Raw genomic sequence first — 13,655 nt, forward strand, 5'->3', positions numbered from 1 at the left:
GCCGATGACGCATTTGGGCAAGCAGGCGGCGCTTTTCCTCTGATGCGGCATTTTGTGGTCGCGTCTACTGAAGATGAAGCATCGGGGCCGCGAAGCACGCGCTTCGCGGCCCCTTTTCATTTCAGAGGACGCCATGCCCGCCGCCACCGCTCCCGCCTCCGCCGCCGCCCGGCTCGAACGCCTGCCGTTCTCCGGCTATCACAAGCGGATCTTCTTCATCATCGCGATCGCATTCTTCTTCGACTCGGTCGACCTCGGCACGATGACGTTCGTGCTCGGCTCGATCCGCAAGGAGTTCGGCCTGTCGACCGCGGCCGCCGGCCTCGTCGCGAGCGCGAGCTTCTTCGGGATGGTGCTCGGCGCGGCCGTCGCCGGCCTGCTCGCCGACCGCTTCGGCCGCCGGCCCGTGTTCCAGTGGAGCATGGTGCTGTGGGGCGCGGCCTCTTATCTGTGCTCGACCGCGCAGAGCGTCGACGCGCTGATCGTCTACCGCGTGCTGCTCGGGATCGGGATGGGGATGGAATTCCCGGTCGCGCAGACCTTGCTGTCGGAATTCGTGCCGACCGAGAAGCGCGGCCGCCTGATCGCGCTGATGGACGGCTTCTGGCCGCTCGGCTTCATCACGGCCGGCATCGTCGCGTACTTCGTGCTGCCGCAGTTCGGCTGGCGCACGGTGTTCGCGCTGCTCGCGATTCCCGCGGTGTTCGTGCTCGTCGTGCGCCGCATCGTGCCGGAATCGCCGCGCTGGCTCGAGCATGCGGGCCGGCACGCGGAAGCCGACACGGTGATGCACACGATCGAGGCGAAGGTGATGCGCTCGGCCGGCGTCACGACGCTGCCGCCGCCGTCGCGGCTCGCCGAGCCGGTCGTCGCGCGTGGCCACGGCGCGCTGCGCGAAATCTGGAGTGGCGTGTACCGCCGCCGCACGGTGATGGTGTGGCTGCTGTGGTTCTTCGCGCTGCTCGGTTTCTACGGCCTCACGTCGTGGCTCGGCGCGCTGCTGCAGCAGGCCGGCTTCGAGGTCACGAAATCGGTGTTCTACACGGTGCTGATCTCGCTCGGCGGCGTGCCGGGCTTCCTGTGCGCCGCGTGGCTCGTCGAACGCTGGGGGCGCAAGCCGACCTGCATCGCGTCGCTGATCGGCGGCGGCGTGATGGCGTACGCGTACGGCCAGAGCGCGCTGTACGGCGGCAGCATGGCGCTGCTGATCGGCACCGGCCTCGCGATGCAGTTCTTCCTGTTCGGGATGTGGGCCGCGCTGTACACGTACACGCCGGAGCTGTACGGCACCGGCGCGCGCGCGACGGGCTCGGGCTTCGCGTCGGCGATCGGGCGCGTCGGCTCGTTGATCGGGCCTTACGTGGTCGGCGTCGTGCTGCCGGTGTTCGGCCAGGGCGGCGTGTTCACGCTCGGCGCGCTGTCGTTCATCGCGGCCGCGCTGGCCGTGTGGACACTCGGGATCGAGACGAAGGGCCTCGCGCTGGAACAGCTCGCCGCGGGTGATGAAGCGGGTGGCGGTGGCAGGTACGCGGCGGCGGCGGACTAGGTGTCCTGAGCGCCCGATCGAACCGGATGTTCACGATAGCCGGGACGGTGCGCAGCGCCGTGCCCGACTGCTGCGCGAAGCGGCCGGATTCGCGGCCGGACCGACGCTGCCGGACCGAGCCGAGGCACCGTGTCGCGCGCCTGCCCGGCACGGTGCCGACGCCCCGCTCCGGCGTCGAACTCGTGCCGATCTTCACGAAACACGTACATCAGTGGAATGGGTCAGTCGGGTACCTGCCGGCGTACAAGGCGCTGCTGTCGTCGGGCATCCTGATGCGCTTCGGCCGTGAAGCGACGGACGGCCCGCTGCCGGCGACCGTCGATTCGAGCCGGCGCCCGGACTACCTGCCCTCGCTCGCCTGCCTGGCCAGTGCGCTGTGCCCGATCCAGCCGCTCGATCTCGACCTCATCCTGCCGAGGCACGGCCCGGCCCTCACGCACGACATCCCGCGCGTGCTCGCCGGCGCGATCGCGCATTGCGAGGCCGCCGCCGCGTAAGGGGCGGAGGCGGCAATCCAGCGAGGGTGCAGCAGGGTCCGGTCAGGCGCCGGCGACGACGAACTCTTCGGCCGCCTTGCGCTGCACCGCGGCCATCACCGCCAGTTCGCGCTTGCTGCGCGTGTCGCCGGACACGACACCCGTCGCGTGCTTCGCCTTCGCACCCAGCGGGAAAAAGACAAACGACGCGCCGGCCGGAGCCGCCGGCTCGGCGCGCAGGCGTTTGTTCAGGATTTTCAGGTACTTCTTCTTCGAGACTTCCTTAGCAGCCATGGCGCCCTCCGCGTGAACGTGGTGAGGATCAGCATACCAGTTTTGACGACGGGCTCCGGAACGGCGCAGCGTCGCCGCACGAATCGATCTGCCCTAGAATGGAGCACGCTTTCGCGACTTGTCCCCCGCCCGAGACCGCATGTCCTCATCGGAGCGCTCCCATGCATGTCGAGTTGTTCGCGCAGCATCACGCTTGTACCGGCTGGCAGGGCGACATGGCCCGGCGCATCGCCGCATTCGACTGGGCCGCCACCGGGCTGGGCCCGCTCGACGGGTGGCCGGCCAGCCTCGTCACGGCCGTGCGCACGGTGCTCGCGTCGCCGCTGCCGCTGGTGATGCTGTGGGGCCGCCCCGGCTACATGATCTACAACGACGCGTATGCCGGGTTCGCCGGCGGGCGCCATCCGTATCTGCTCGGCAAGCCGGTCGAACTCGGCTGGCCCGAAGTCGCCGATTTCAACCGCAACGTGATGGACACCTGCCTCGCCGGCGGCACGCTGTCCTATCGCGACAAAGCCCTCGTGCTGCTGCGCAGCGGCCGCCCCGAAGACGTCTGGATGGATCTGCACTACAGCCCGATCCCCGACGACGACGGTGCACCGGGCGGCGTGCTCGCCGTCGTCGTCGAGACCACCGAACGCGTGCTCGCCACGCGCCACCGCGATCGCGCGGAAGCGGCGCTGCAGGCGTCCAATGCCCGGCTGCGCGACCTGACCGAGACGCTCGAGCAGCGCGTGACCGACGCGATCGCGGAGCGTGCGGCGATCGAGGAACAGTTGCGTCATGCACAGAAGATGGAAGCGATCGGCAACCTGACCGGCGGCATCGCGCACGACTTCAACAACGTGCTGCAGGTGATCAGCGGCAACCTGCAGATCCTCTCCGTCGAGCTCGGCGCCCATGCGGGCGCGCAACCCCGGATCGAGAACGCGAACAACGCCGTGCGGCGCGGTGCGAAACTGGCGTCGCACCTGCTCGCCTTCGCGCGCCGCCAGCCGCTCGCGCCGACGACGCTGAATCCGCGGCAACTGATCGTGGACATGAGCGAGATGCTGCGCCGCGCGCTCGGCGAAACGGTCCGGATCGTCCCCGCACTGTCGTCCGATGTCGGCAACGTGCTCGCCGACCGGCACCAGCTCGAAAACGCACTCCTGAACCTTGCGCTCAATGCGCGTGACGCGATGCGCGGCGACGGCACGCTGACGATCGCCGCCTACAACGTGCAGTCAGGCGATGCGTCGAACGCCGGCCGCGCGCCGACGCCACCCGGCGAATACGTGACGCTCGAGCTCGCCGACACGGGCACCGGCATGACGGCCGACGTGCTCGAGCGCGCATTCGAACCGTTCTTCACGACCAAGCCGGATGGCGAAGGCACGGGGCTCGGGCTCAGCATGGTGTTCGGCTTCGTCAAGCAGAGCGGCGGCCATGTGTCGATCGACAGCACGCCGGGCCAGGGCACCACCGTGCGCCTCACGTTTCCGCGCTGCCACGGCGCGGCCGAGGAGCAGGCCCGCATGCCGCAGCACGACGCGGTGCGCGGCCACGAGACCATCCTCGTCGTCGAGGACGATGCGGACGTCCGCCTGACCGTGGTCGACATGCTCGCGCAGCTCGGCTACAAGGTCATCACGGCGTCCAGCGGCGAAGCCGCATTGCGCGTGCTCGACAGCGAGACGCCAATCGACCTGCTGTTTACCGACGTGATCATGCCCGGCCGCGTGAAGGGCGGCGAACTCGGACGCCGTGCCGCGCTGCGCAAGCCGCCGTTGCCCGTGCTGTTCACGTCCGGCTACACGCGAGACGAGATCTTCCATGCGGGACGGCTGGACCCCGGCGTGATGCTGCTCGGCAAGCCATACCGGCGCGACGAACTCGCCGCCCGGATCCGCAGCGCGCTCGATGCGGGCGCCGGCACGACATGACGGATTGCCGGCGCAACGCCGCACACGCCGTTCACCCCTGAGATTTTTTCCCTGCGATGTCGATTCGCGCCGCCGTCGCGCGTCGTGTTGTCGTAACCGCTCGTTTTGCCGTCGGAACGACCGGCGGCGCCCCCTCATTCTTGTTCAAGGAGAGTCCACCATGCGCGTCCTCGTCATCGTCAAGGCCACCACCGATTCCGAATCCGGCCGGATGCCCGACCCGGAAATGATCGCCGCGATGGGCCGGTTCAACGAAGAACTGGCGCAAGCCGGCATCCTGCTCGCCGCCGACGGGCTGCACCCGAGCATGCGCGGCAAGCGCGTGCATTTTGCCGGCAAGAACCGCACCGTCAGCGACGGCCCGTTCGCCGAAACGAAGGAACTGGTCGCCGGCTTCTGGCTGTGGCAGGTGAAATCGATGGAAGAGGCAGTCGAATGGGTGAAGCGCTGCCCGAACCCGATGCCCGGCGACTCCGACATCGAGATCCGCCCGCTGTTCGAGGCGGAAGACTTCAGCCCGGCGTTCACGGAAGCATTGCAAGAACAAAAGGCGCGGCTGAGCGCGCAAGCCGAGGCCGGAAAACACGCGTAAATCGCGGCGGCGCCGGACGGTTTCGCCTCACCGCCGGACGCCGCTCCTACCCGCTGATGCGTGCGCGGCTCACCCGCGTTTGCGCGGCACCGCGAGCCGCTCGACCGCGCCGCCGGTCACGTCCCGGAACATCCCGGCATTGCCGTACGCCCGCGCGGCGAGCATCGCGCCGTAGACCAGCGACACGAACGTCGCGGCCTCGGTCTGCACCGATATGTCCGGCTGCACGACGCCGTCTTTCACCCCCGCCTCGAGCACGCGCACCAGCCATGCGGCGAGGTCGTCGAAATGCGCCCTCACCGCCCGCGCGACCTCGTCGGGCAGCGCGGGCAGCTCCGCGCCGAGCATGCCGGCGACGCAGAACGGCGCGCTGTCGTCCGCGATGCAGCGTTCCCAGTAGCCGATGTACGCGCGCATCTGCACCAGCGCGTCGGCGCCGCTCGCGTCGAGCAGCGACATATCGGCATCGAAATTCGCCTGCGACTGCTGCAGCACCGCGACCGCCAGATCCGCCTTCGTCGGGAAATGGTGATGGATGCTCGCCTTCCGGATGTCGATCGCGTCGGCGATGTCGGCATAGCTGAACGCGCTATAGCCGCGCCGCATGATCAGTTGCCGCCCGGCCTCGAGAATGCGGCCCGCCGTACTGTCCCCCGATACCGTCATATCTGCCTACCATCTAGTCGGATGAAAAACAGCGATAGTTTACTGCCCTGAGATAGTCTTTTCCAGCCGCAAATTCTCCTTGTCGATCATCCTACCTACTAGTAGGATGACTTCATCGACGGAACAAGACGCCTGTCGATATCCGACGGTTTCCCACCCTGTCTTCCTTCTGGAGAATGAAAATGAAGCGCTTTTCCCAACTTCGCCACATCGCCGCGGCACTCGCCGTTTCCGCCGCCGCATTCGGTTCGCACGCGGCCGTCGCCGCCCCCGTCAAGAACGTCGTGCTGGTTCACGGCTACTTCGCCGACGGCTCGGGCTGGCAAGCCGTCTCGAACATCCTGACGCGCGACGGCTACAAGGTTTCCGTCGTTCAGCAACCGGAAACGTCGTTCGACGACGACGTGAAGGCAACCCGGCGTGTCGTCGACGCGCAGGACGGCCCGAGCATCCTCGTCGGCCACAGCTACGGCGGCGCGGTGATCACCGAAGCCGGCAACGACGACAAGGTCGCGGGCCTCGTCTACGTGGCCGCGTTCCAGCCCGACACCGGCGAAAGCCCGCTCGACCTGACCAAGAAGACGCCGCCCGCGACGAAGGCGATCAAGGCCACCGAAGACGGCCATCTGTATTTCGACGAAGCGTCGTTCCACGCCGACTTCGCGGCCGACGTGCCGGCCGCCGAAGCGAAATTCATGGCGATCTCGCAGGTGACGCCGGCCGCGCAGTCGTTCGGCGTGCCGATCACGCATGCCGCATGGCGGACCAAGCCGAGCTGGGCAGTGGTCGCCACGGCCGACCGCGCGATCAACCCCGAGCTCGAACGCTTCATGACGCAACGCGCCGGCAGCAAGACGATCGAACTCAAGTCGAGCCACGTCGCGTACATCTCGCACCCGGCCGAAGTCGCGAAGCTGATCGAACAGGCAGCCAAGGGCGCAGGCAAGGAGTGAGCCAACGTCTTGCCCGATTCCGCCTGTTGACGTCCCCTCGCCGAGTAACGTATCGTTTTGATACGTTACTTGGCGAGTTCCTTCCGTCATGCATTCCCGTTTCGACCGTTTCCGCACCACGCCGCTCGGCGTCCAGCTCGAAGCGCTGATCGCGCAACCCGAGCGCTACGTCGAATTCGCGGCGCTGTCGCGCGTGGGCGTCGCCGCGATCGGCGCGATCCAGCACGAGATTGCACTGAAATTCCCCGAAATCGAAACCGACACGACAGCCCGCCAGTTCTGCGGCGCGATGGTCGCGGAAGTCATGCGCCGTCACGGCCACGACGTCGTGCAGGCGCGCGGGCGGCTCGGCGGCACGCTGTTCAGCTATGGCGCGGTGTTCAGCGCGTATCCGCAACTGCTGCCTTTCACCGACGTCGTCGCCGCGCTGGCCCGCCTGCCCGATCGGCTCGCCGCGTATGCGGCGCACGTGCCGGCCGCGCTGTGGACACGCCGCCCCGACGGCACGGGCTTCTCGCTCGTCGAGCATGCGTGCCACCTGCGCGATCTCGACGCGGTGTTCGCCGAGCGCATCGACGCCGTACGCACGCTCGACCTGCCCGTGATTGCATCCGTCGACGGCACCGCGCTCGCCGCGCAACGCGACTATCTCGCGCAACCGCTCGACGCTGCCGTCACGGCATTCCGCACGGGCCGCGCCGCGCTGTGTGCAACCTCGGCCGCGCTCGATTCCGCGCAACTCGCACGCTGCGGGCTGCGCGACGGCCTGCGCCGCATGTCGCTCGACGAACTCGTGCGCGAATTGCTCGACCACGACCGCACGCACGTGCTCGAACTCGACGAACTGCTCGCCGAACTCGAATTGCCGCCCCTTCCTGCCGCGCCCGCTCCATGACCCAGCCCACGCCCGTCGTCTTCATCCACGGTTTCATCGGCACGCTCGACGTGCGCGGGTGGAACGGCCCGCATCTCGCGCCCGACCTGCTCGGCTACGGCGCGCATCGCGCAGTACCGCTCGACTTGATCACACTCGCCGCGCAGGTCGAGCACCTTCGGCATACCGTCGATACGCACTTCGGCGCGCAGCCGGTCGATGTCGTCGGCCACTCGGTCGGCGGCGCGATCGCGATGCTGTTCGCGCATGCGCACCCGCAACGCGTGCGGCGGATCGTCAACATCGAGGGCAACTTCACGCTCGACGATGCATTCTGGTCGGCGTCGGTCGGCCGCATGACGCCTGCCGAAGCCGATGCGATGCTCGACGGCCTGCGTGCCGATCCGCACGGCTGGCTGCGTGGCGCGATCGACGCGCCGTCGCCGGGCCTCGTCGACGACGCCCGCCGCTGGCTCGCGCATCAGCCGGCATCGACGTTGCGCGCGATGGGCCGCTCGGTGGTCGCGACGACGGGCGAACCGGGCTATCTGCAGGCACTCGCGCACGTGTTCGCGCGTCATCCGGTCTGGCTGATGGCCGGCGAACGCTCGCGCGCAGGCTGGCACGTGCCCGACCGGGCGCTCGCGCGCTGCGCCGGCTTCGACACGATCGAGCGCTGCGGGCACCTGATCCCGGCCGAGCAACCCGATGCGTTTCGCGCGGCGCTCGAGCGCATCGTGTCCGCGCCGCCCGCCTGACAACCCGTAGGATTCGCCGAAATATGGTTGAAAGGCGCGGTTGCTAGAGTCGTCCGAACAGGGTTTTCCCGGCGCCCGGCGCCGGATGGGGTCGACACATGCGAGGATCGATGTACCTGGCACGCGCCTTCTGGCTGCTTCTGCTGGTCGCCATTTCAGGCCCTGCTCTCGCCTTCCACGCGCGGGTCGTCGTGATTCCCAGCGCCGCGATGAAGGAGACGCTCAAGGCCACCGTCGTGCTGCCCGACGCCTATGCGCGCGGCACCCGCGACGGCGACCGCTATCCGGTCGTCTATCTGTTGCACGGCTCCGGCGGCGATCACACCGACTGGACGTCGAACACGCGCATCGCCGCGCTGGCCGACCGCTACCACGTGATCCTCGTGATGCCCGACGGCGGGCACGAGAGCTGGTACATCGACAGCCCGTTCGATTCGGGCAGCCGCTATGAAACCTTCATCGGCGACGAAGTCGTGTCGTACATCGACTTGCACTTCCGCACGATCGCCACGCAACGCGCCCGCGCGATCACCGGGCTCAGCATGGGCGGCTTCGGCGCGCTGCGCATCGCGCTCGACCGGCCCGACACGTTCGGCGCGGTCGGCAGCATCAGCGGCGCGGTCGATCCGCGCTGCTGCGCGGACGAGCCGGGCATCGACCACGTATTCGGCGACCCCGGCCGCCATCCGTCGTTCTGGGACCGCAACGTGATCGCCGCCAGCGCCAGCGCGTTCGTGCGCGCGCATCTCGACCTGACGATCGACTGCGGCCGCGACGACGCGTTCGTCGGCTCGAACCGCACGCTGCACGAACGGCTCGTCGCGCTCGGCGTGCCGCACGACTATGCGGAACGGCCGGGCGGCCACACGTGGGATTACTGGGCGAATGCGATCCGCTACCAGATGCGGTTCTTCGCGACGTCGTTCCAGCAGCGCGGCTATGCGTACCGTCCCGCGCCCCATGCGCCGGGCATGACCCGCGCGGGCTGACGCGCGCCGCATCGCCGCGACACGACGCGGCCCGGCGAACCCGGTGGTACGATGCGCGGGCATCGACCACCCGACACCTTCCATGCCGCGCGACAACTTTGCGGATCTCCTCGCCTTCATCGCCGTCGCGCGCGAGCGCAGTTTCACGCGGGCGGCCGCGCAGCTCGGCGTCTCGCAATCCGCGCTCAGCCATACGATCCGCTCGCTCGAAACCCGCCTCGGCGTGCGGCTGCTCACGCGCACGACACGCAGCGTCGCGCCGACCGAAGCCGGCGAGCGCCTGCTGCTCAATCTCGCGCCGCGCTTCGACGAAATCGAGGCCGAACTGGCTGCGCTCGCGGAACTGCGCGACCAGCCCACGGGCACCGTGCGCATCAACGCGACCGACTTCGTGATCCGCACGCTGCTGTGGCCGAAGCTCGCGCCGGTCCTGCGCGACTATCGCGACCTGAAAGTCGAGTTCGTGAACGACTACGGGCTGTCCGACATCGTCGCGGAGCGCTTCGACGTCGGCGTGCGGCTCGGCGACCAGGTGGCGAAAGACATGATCGCCGTACGCATCTCGGCCGACATGAAGATGGCGATCGTCGGCGCGCCCGCGTATTTCGCGGAACGCGCGCGGCCCGTGTCGCCGCAGGATCTGGTCGCGCACGACTGCATCAACCTGCGCCTGCCGACGCATGGCGCGCTGTACGCGTGGGAGCTCGCACGCGGGGACGAGATGCTTCAGGTGCGCGTCGACGGGCAGGTCACGTTCAACGGCACCTACGAAACACTCGATGCGGCGCTCGCGGGCTACGGGCTCGCCTACGTGCCCGCCGAACTCGCGGCGCCGCATGTCGCCGCCGGCCGCCTCGACAGCGTGCTCGCCGACTGGTGCCCGACGTTCCCCGGTCATCACCTGTACTACGCGAGCCGGCGGCAGTCGTCGCGCGCGCTCGCGGTAATCGTCGAGGCGCTGCGCTATCGCGCATGAGCCGACCGTGCGCCGCCCATGCGCCGCGATTCATGAATCGGGTCGATAAGTGCATGCGGATTGGCGGGGATTATCGATAGACGCATCGGTGGCTACCATCGACGGTGTTCCCCACTTTCCCCGGAGCCCTCGATGTCCGAACCGACTTCCGCCGCACGCAAAGCGTTCGGCGCCATCGCCCCCGCCCTCGCCGACTACACCGACAACGTGCTGTTCGGCGACGTGTGGCAACGCCCCGGCCTGTCGCCGCGCGATCGCAGCCTCGTCACGGTCGCGAGCCTCGTGTCGCTGTATCGCGTCAACGAGCTGCCGTTCCACCTGAAGAAAGCGCTCGACAACGGCCTCACGCGCGACGAGCTGGTCGAAGCGATCACGCACCTCGCGTTCTACTCCGGCTGGCCGACCGCAAGCTCGGCGGTGACGATCGCGCAGCGCGTGTTCGACGAAGCCGGCGTGTAAGCGCAGCATCCCTACATTCAACCGGCGGGCACGCGCCCGCATGGAGCCTTCATGGATTACCGCTATCTCGGGCGCAGCGCGCTCAAGGTGTCGCCGCTGTGTCTCGGTGCAATGATGTTCGGCGGCGAAACCGACGGAGCGACATCGGCGCGCATCATCGACAAGGCGTTCGACCAGGGCATCAACTTCATCGACACGGCCGACGTCTATCACGCCGGCCGCTCGGAAGAAGTGGTCGGCCGCGCGATTGCATCACGTCGCGACAGCTGGGTCGTCGCGACGAAGTTCGGCTATCCGGCCGGGCCGGACGCAGGGCCGAACCGGCAGGGCCAGTCGCGCAAATGGATCGTCGAATCGGTCGACGCGAGCCTGAAGCGGCTCGGCACCGACTACATCGACATCCTCTATTTCCATCGCGCGCTGACCGATGCGCCGCTCGACGAAGGCATGCGCGCGATCGCCGACCTGATCCGGCAAGGCAAGGTGCGCTACTTCGGGCTGTCGAACTTCAAGGGCTGGCGCATCGCCGAGATCGTGCGGCTCGCGGACCAGCTCGGCATCGATCGCCCGGTCGCGAGCGAACCGCTGTACAACCTCGTCGATCGCACGGCCGAGGTCGAACAACTGCCGGCCGCCGCGCATTACGGGATCGGCGTCGTGCCGTACAGCCCGCTCGCGCGTGGCGTACTGACCGGCAAATATGCAGTCGATGCGCAGCCGCCCGCCGATTCACGCGCGGGCCGCGGTGACCGTCGCATCCAGCAAACGGAATGGCGCCCCGAATCGTTGCACATCGCGCAGCAGGTGGCCGCGCATGCCGCCGCGCGCGGCACGACGTCGGTTGCGTTCGCGCTCGCGTGGGTCATGAAGAACCGCATCGTCAGTTCGACGATTGCAGGGCCGCGCACCGAAGCGCATTGGGACAGCTACGTCGATGCGCTGAAGCTCGAACTCGGCCCGGATGACGAACGGTTCGTCGATTCGCTCGTGCCGCCCGGGCATGCCTCGACGCACGGCTATACCGATCCCGGCTATCCGGTCGAAGGCCGCAAGGTTTGAAGTCGGAACGGGATGACTGAATGACATGCCGGGCGCGATACCCGGCAAGATGATGAAAGCGCGTCGCCCGACGCGCTTTCACGTTGATGCGGCTCGATCAGTTGTCGTGCGCTGTGTCGGCGCTGACGACGCGATCGAAAAATTCCTGCGCACGCGCCAGCTCGTCGAGCGCACGATCGAGGCGCGACATCGCAAGTGCGTATTCGGCCGACGAAACGTCGTCGTCGCTTTCGCCGCGCACGGCGCGAAACGCCTGATCGACGTTGCGCGTGGCTTCGACGAAGCGCTGCGCGGCCCGGGCTTCCCGCGAACAGATGTGGGTCGACATCGACACTTCTCCCTCAGGGTTGCAGTGTGAAGCACGCCGACGCTCAGTGTGCGTGGTGCGCATGTCGGCGGCGGGAACCACGACCCATCGAGTATCGACGCATCGGCCGCCGCGCAGCGCGCTTCGTGCCGATTGTCGCTCTGCGCTCGCCGCTCCGCTATGGCGAGATTGCAACAAATTCTTGCGCGATCTGCGTCGCGCGTTTCATCACGCGCGCCCGATACGGGGATGCGCAAGGCCCGCGAACGCGGCCGCTTCACCCGGCGACAGGTCGAACAGGTCGCCGGTGAGATCACGCGGATGCTCGGCCGCCGGCCGGTTGCGCAATCGCGCCGCGTGCGTGGGCGCAACATACGCGGCGGCCGTTTCGATCGGCGGCACATCGAACAGATCACGCGTGACGCCGCGCACGGCATCCGTCGGCGAACGGCCGCGCAAACGCGCGACGAGCTCGACGAAGCGATCGAAATCGCCCGCGCGCGTGGCCTTGTTCACTTCCGCGAGATCGCGTGCCTTCAGCACGCACGGTTGTGCGAGCCGCACGAAATACGGTGCTTCGAGTTCGACCGACAGCGCGAGCGGATAGCTCTTGCCCGTCTGCTCCTTCGCACGCCCGACGCAATCGACCACGGCCGCGCCCTGTGCGGCCCCAAGCGGCTGGCCGGTGCTCACGCTGCGCAGGTGATCGGGAAACACGCGCAATTGCGTACCGACCGTCAGCGCGGTGGACGACGCGCACACGAGCGCGTAGTGCTGTTCGCGGCGCCGGCCCGACGGCAGGGTCGAGCGGCTGGCGATGAACGTGTGCGGCGGCAACGGCCGCACCTGCCCGCTCGCATCGACCCACGCGTTCCATAGCAGCATGTCTTTCCGCTCGCCCGCCCGCGGGCGCGATGCGACCGGCGAAAACAGCGCGAGCAGCGAGCCCGTGCGATGCGCGGCGACTTGCGCGCTGCTGCCGAGCGGCTGGTTGATGCCCCACAGAAAACGCCCGCCCCCAAGCCGGCGCTCCCATTCCTTGCGGAGCACGACGGTCGGCAAATCCTCGCCGGACTCGGTACCGATCTTGGTCCAGCAGAACGTGGGTGGGAGGTGTTTCAGTGTCATCAACTTTCTCGGGGATACAGCCTCGCTGGTGACAGCAAGCCCATTCAACAGCCGTAACTGTATAGGTATAATGCATCGCATGGAAGCCCCGGACCAAGATTTTCCCGTTCAAGACCTGTTGCGCCGCCTGATGGCAGATACACGCTCGTCCAGCGAAATCGCGCGACTCTCCGGGGTCAGCCAACCGACCGTATCGCGCCTGAGGCTGTCGAACGGGCACCGGCTGCGCCGCAGCGCGCCATTCAATAAGCTATGCAGTTTCTATGGTGTCGATACCGGGCCGTCGCGCCGCCAGTACAACGACCTGCTGCGCGACGCGATCGTCGACGCATGGGACGGGTCGGATGAGCACGGGCGCGCGCTGCTGGTCGTGATACAGGGGTTGAAGGGGCTGCAGGCGAAGGCGGATGATGGGTGATGGGGTGGGCGGGGCGTTACGCGCCCGCGGCTACGGCAAGCGCCGGAAGAGAAGAAGAAAAGGCGCGTTGGCGATTGCAATGGATGTTGCCTGACGCCCCGCAAGAGACATGCAGCATTCTTGAAATGCCGCCACTCGGCCGAACCCAGCATTGGCTTCGATGTGCGGCATCAGCAATCGAGGCAGGCTGAATCGGTGCTGCCAACCCGGCCTGCAAACCGGGCAAGTTGCGGTC

16 protein-coding genes are annotated in these 13,655 nt (G+C 67.9%); 12 read left to right on the forward strand and 4 right to left on the reverse strand.

Annotated features, from left to right (window positions below; all coding sequences use genetic code 11):
* The first annotated feature begins 133 nt into the window (after nt 1–133).
* Both CFB39_RS29410 and CFB39_RS29415 read left to right on the forward strand, forming a co-directional pair.
* Nucleotides 134–1,546 (forward strand): MFS transporter, encoded by a 1,413-nt coding sequence (locus CFB39_RS29410; RefSeq protein ID WP_089475470.1) that lies wholly within the window; start codon nt 134–136, stop codon nt 1,544–1,546.
* A 26-nt stretch (nt 1,547–1,572) separates the two neighbouring features.
* On the forward strand, nt 1,573–2,043 hold the full coding sequence (locus tag CFB39_RS29415) for a hypothetical protein (RefSeq protein ID WP_256991471.1): 471 nt from the start codon (nt 1,573–1,575) through the stop codon (nt 2,041–2,043).
* Between the two features lie 42 nt (nt 2,044–2,085).
* Here CFB39_RS29415 and CFB39_RS29420 read toward each other — a convergent pair whose 3' ends face one another.
* Nucleotides 2,086–2,316: a hypothetical protein gene (locus CFB39_RS29420; RefSeq protein ID WP_034186060.1), complete on the reverse strand. Its 231-nt coding sequence runs from the start codon at nt 2,314–2,316 to the stop codon at nt 2,086–2,088.
* 161 nt (nt 2,317–2,477) lie between these two features.
* On the opposite strand from CFB39_RS29420, the gene CFB39_RS29425 reads away from it, so the two are divergent.
* Entirely contained in the window at nt 2,478–4,241 is a 1,764-nt protein-coding gene (locus tag CFB39_RS29425; protein ID WP_089475471.1) for an ATP-binding protein, read from the forward strand.
* A 160-nt stretch (nt 4,242–4,401) separates the two neighbouring features.
* Entirely contained in the window at nt 4,402–4,833 is a 432-nt protein-coding gene (locus CFB39_RS29430) for a YciI family protein (protein ID WP_089475472.1), read from the forward strand.
* A gap of 69 nt (nt 4,834–4,902) precedes the next feature.
* Here CFB39_RS29430 and CFB39_RS29435 read toward each other — a convergent pair whose 3' ends face one another.
* Nucleotides 4,903–5,499, reverse strand: a complete 597-nt coding sequence (locus tag CFB39_RS29435) for a TetR/AcrR family transcriptional regulator (RefSeq protein ID WP_089475473.1) — start codon at nt 5,497–5,499, stop codon at nt 4,903–4,905.
* A 182-nt stretch (nt 5,500–5,681) separates the two neighbouring features.
* Here CFB39_RS29435 and CFB39_RS29440 point away from each other — a divergent pair, with 182 nt between their 5' ends.
* The 7 genes from CFB39_RS29440 (at nt 5,682) to CFB39_RS29470 (ending at nt 11,567) form a co-directional block, all read left to right on the forward strand.
* The gene (locus CFB39_RS29440; protein ID WP_089459026.1) at nt 5,682–6,452 is read left to right on the forward strand and encodes an alpha/beta hydrolase; all 771 of its coding nucleotides are present in this window, start codon (nt 5,682–5,684) and stop codon (nt 6,450–6,452) included.
* A gap of 88 nt (nt 6,453–6,540) precedes the next feature.
* Nucleotides 6,541–7,347, forward strand: a complete 807-nt coding sequence (locus CFB39_RS29445; protein WP_089475474.1) for a DinB family protein — start codon at nt 6,541–6,543, stop codon at nt 7,345–7,347.
* Nucleotides 7,344–8,084: an alpha/beta fold hydrolase gene (locus CFB39_RS29450; RefSeq protein WP_089475475.1), complete on the forward strand. Its 741-nt coding sequence runs from the start codon at nt 7,344–7,346 to the stop codon at nt 8,082–8,084. Before CFB39_RS29445 ends, CFB39_RS29450 begins: the two co-directional genes overlap by 4 nt.
* Nucleotides 8,085–8,194: 110 nt before the next feature.
* On the forward strand, nt 8,195–9,073 hold the full coding sequence (locus tag CFB39_RS29455) for an alpha/beta hydrolase family protein (RefSeq protein ID WP_179257757.1): 879 nt from the start codon (nt 8,195–8,197) through the stop codon (nt 9,071–9,073).
* A gap of 82 nt (nt 9,074–9,155) precedes the next feature.
* The gene (locus tag CFB39_RS29460) at nt 9,156–10,049 is read left to right on the forward strand and encodes a LysR family transcriptional regulator (RefSeq protein ID WP_089475477.1); all 894 of its coding nucleotides are present in this window, start codon (nt 9,156–9,158) and stop codon (nt 10,047–10,049) included.
* A gap of 132 nt (nt 10,050–10,181) precedes the next feature.
* Complete coding sequence (locus tag CFB39_RS29465) at nt 10,182–10,508, forward strand: carboxymuconolactone decarboxylase family protein (RefSeq protein WP_089475478.1); 327 nt, start codon at nt 10,182–10,184, stop codon at nt 10,506–10,508.
* Nucleotides 10,509–10,559: 51 nt separating this feature from the next.
* Complete coding sequence (locus CFB39_RS29470) at nt 10,560–11,567, forward strand: aldo/keto reductase (protein WP_089475479.1); 1,008 nt, start codon at nt 10,560–10,562, stop codon at nt 11,565–11,567.
* A 97-nt stretch (nt 11,568–11,664) separates the two neighbouring features.
* Here CFB39_RS29470 and CFB39_RS29475 read toward each other — a convergent pair whose 3' ends face one another.
* Nucleotides 11,665–11,895, reverse strand: a complete 231-nt coding sequence (locus CFB39_RS29475) for a hypothetical protein (RefSeq protein WP_089429039.1) — start codon at nt 11,893–11,895, stop codon at nt 11,665–11,667.
* A 207-nt stretch (nt 11,896–12,102) separates the two neighbouring features.
* Nucleotides 12,103–13,002: a hypothetical protein gene (locus CFB39_RS29480; RefSeq protein WP_089426803.1), complete on the reverse strand. Its 900-nt coding sequence runs from the start codon at nt 13,000–13,002 to the stop codon at nt 12,103–12,105.
* 79 nt (nt 13,003–13,081) lie between these two features.
* On the opposite strand from CFB39_RS29480, the gene CFB39_RS29485 reads away from it, so the two are divergent.
* Nucleotides 13,082–13,420, forward strand: a complete 339-nt coding sequence (locus CFB39_RS29485; protein ID WP_011354126.1) for a helix-turn-helix transcriptional regulator — start codon at nt 13,082–13,084, stop codon at nt 13,418–13,420.
* The last annotated feature ends 235 nt before the right edge of the window (nt 13,421–13,655 follow it).

This window comes from Burkholderia sp. AU6039, from assembly GCF_002223365.1.
Classification (GTDB): domain Bacteria; phylum Pseudomonadota; class Gammaproteobacteria; order Burkholderiales; family Burkholderiaceae; genus Burkholderia.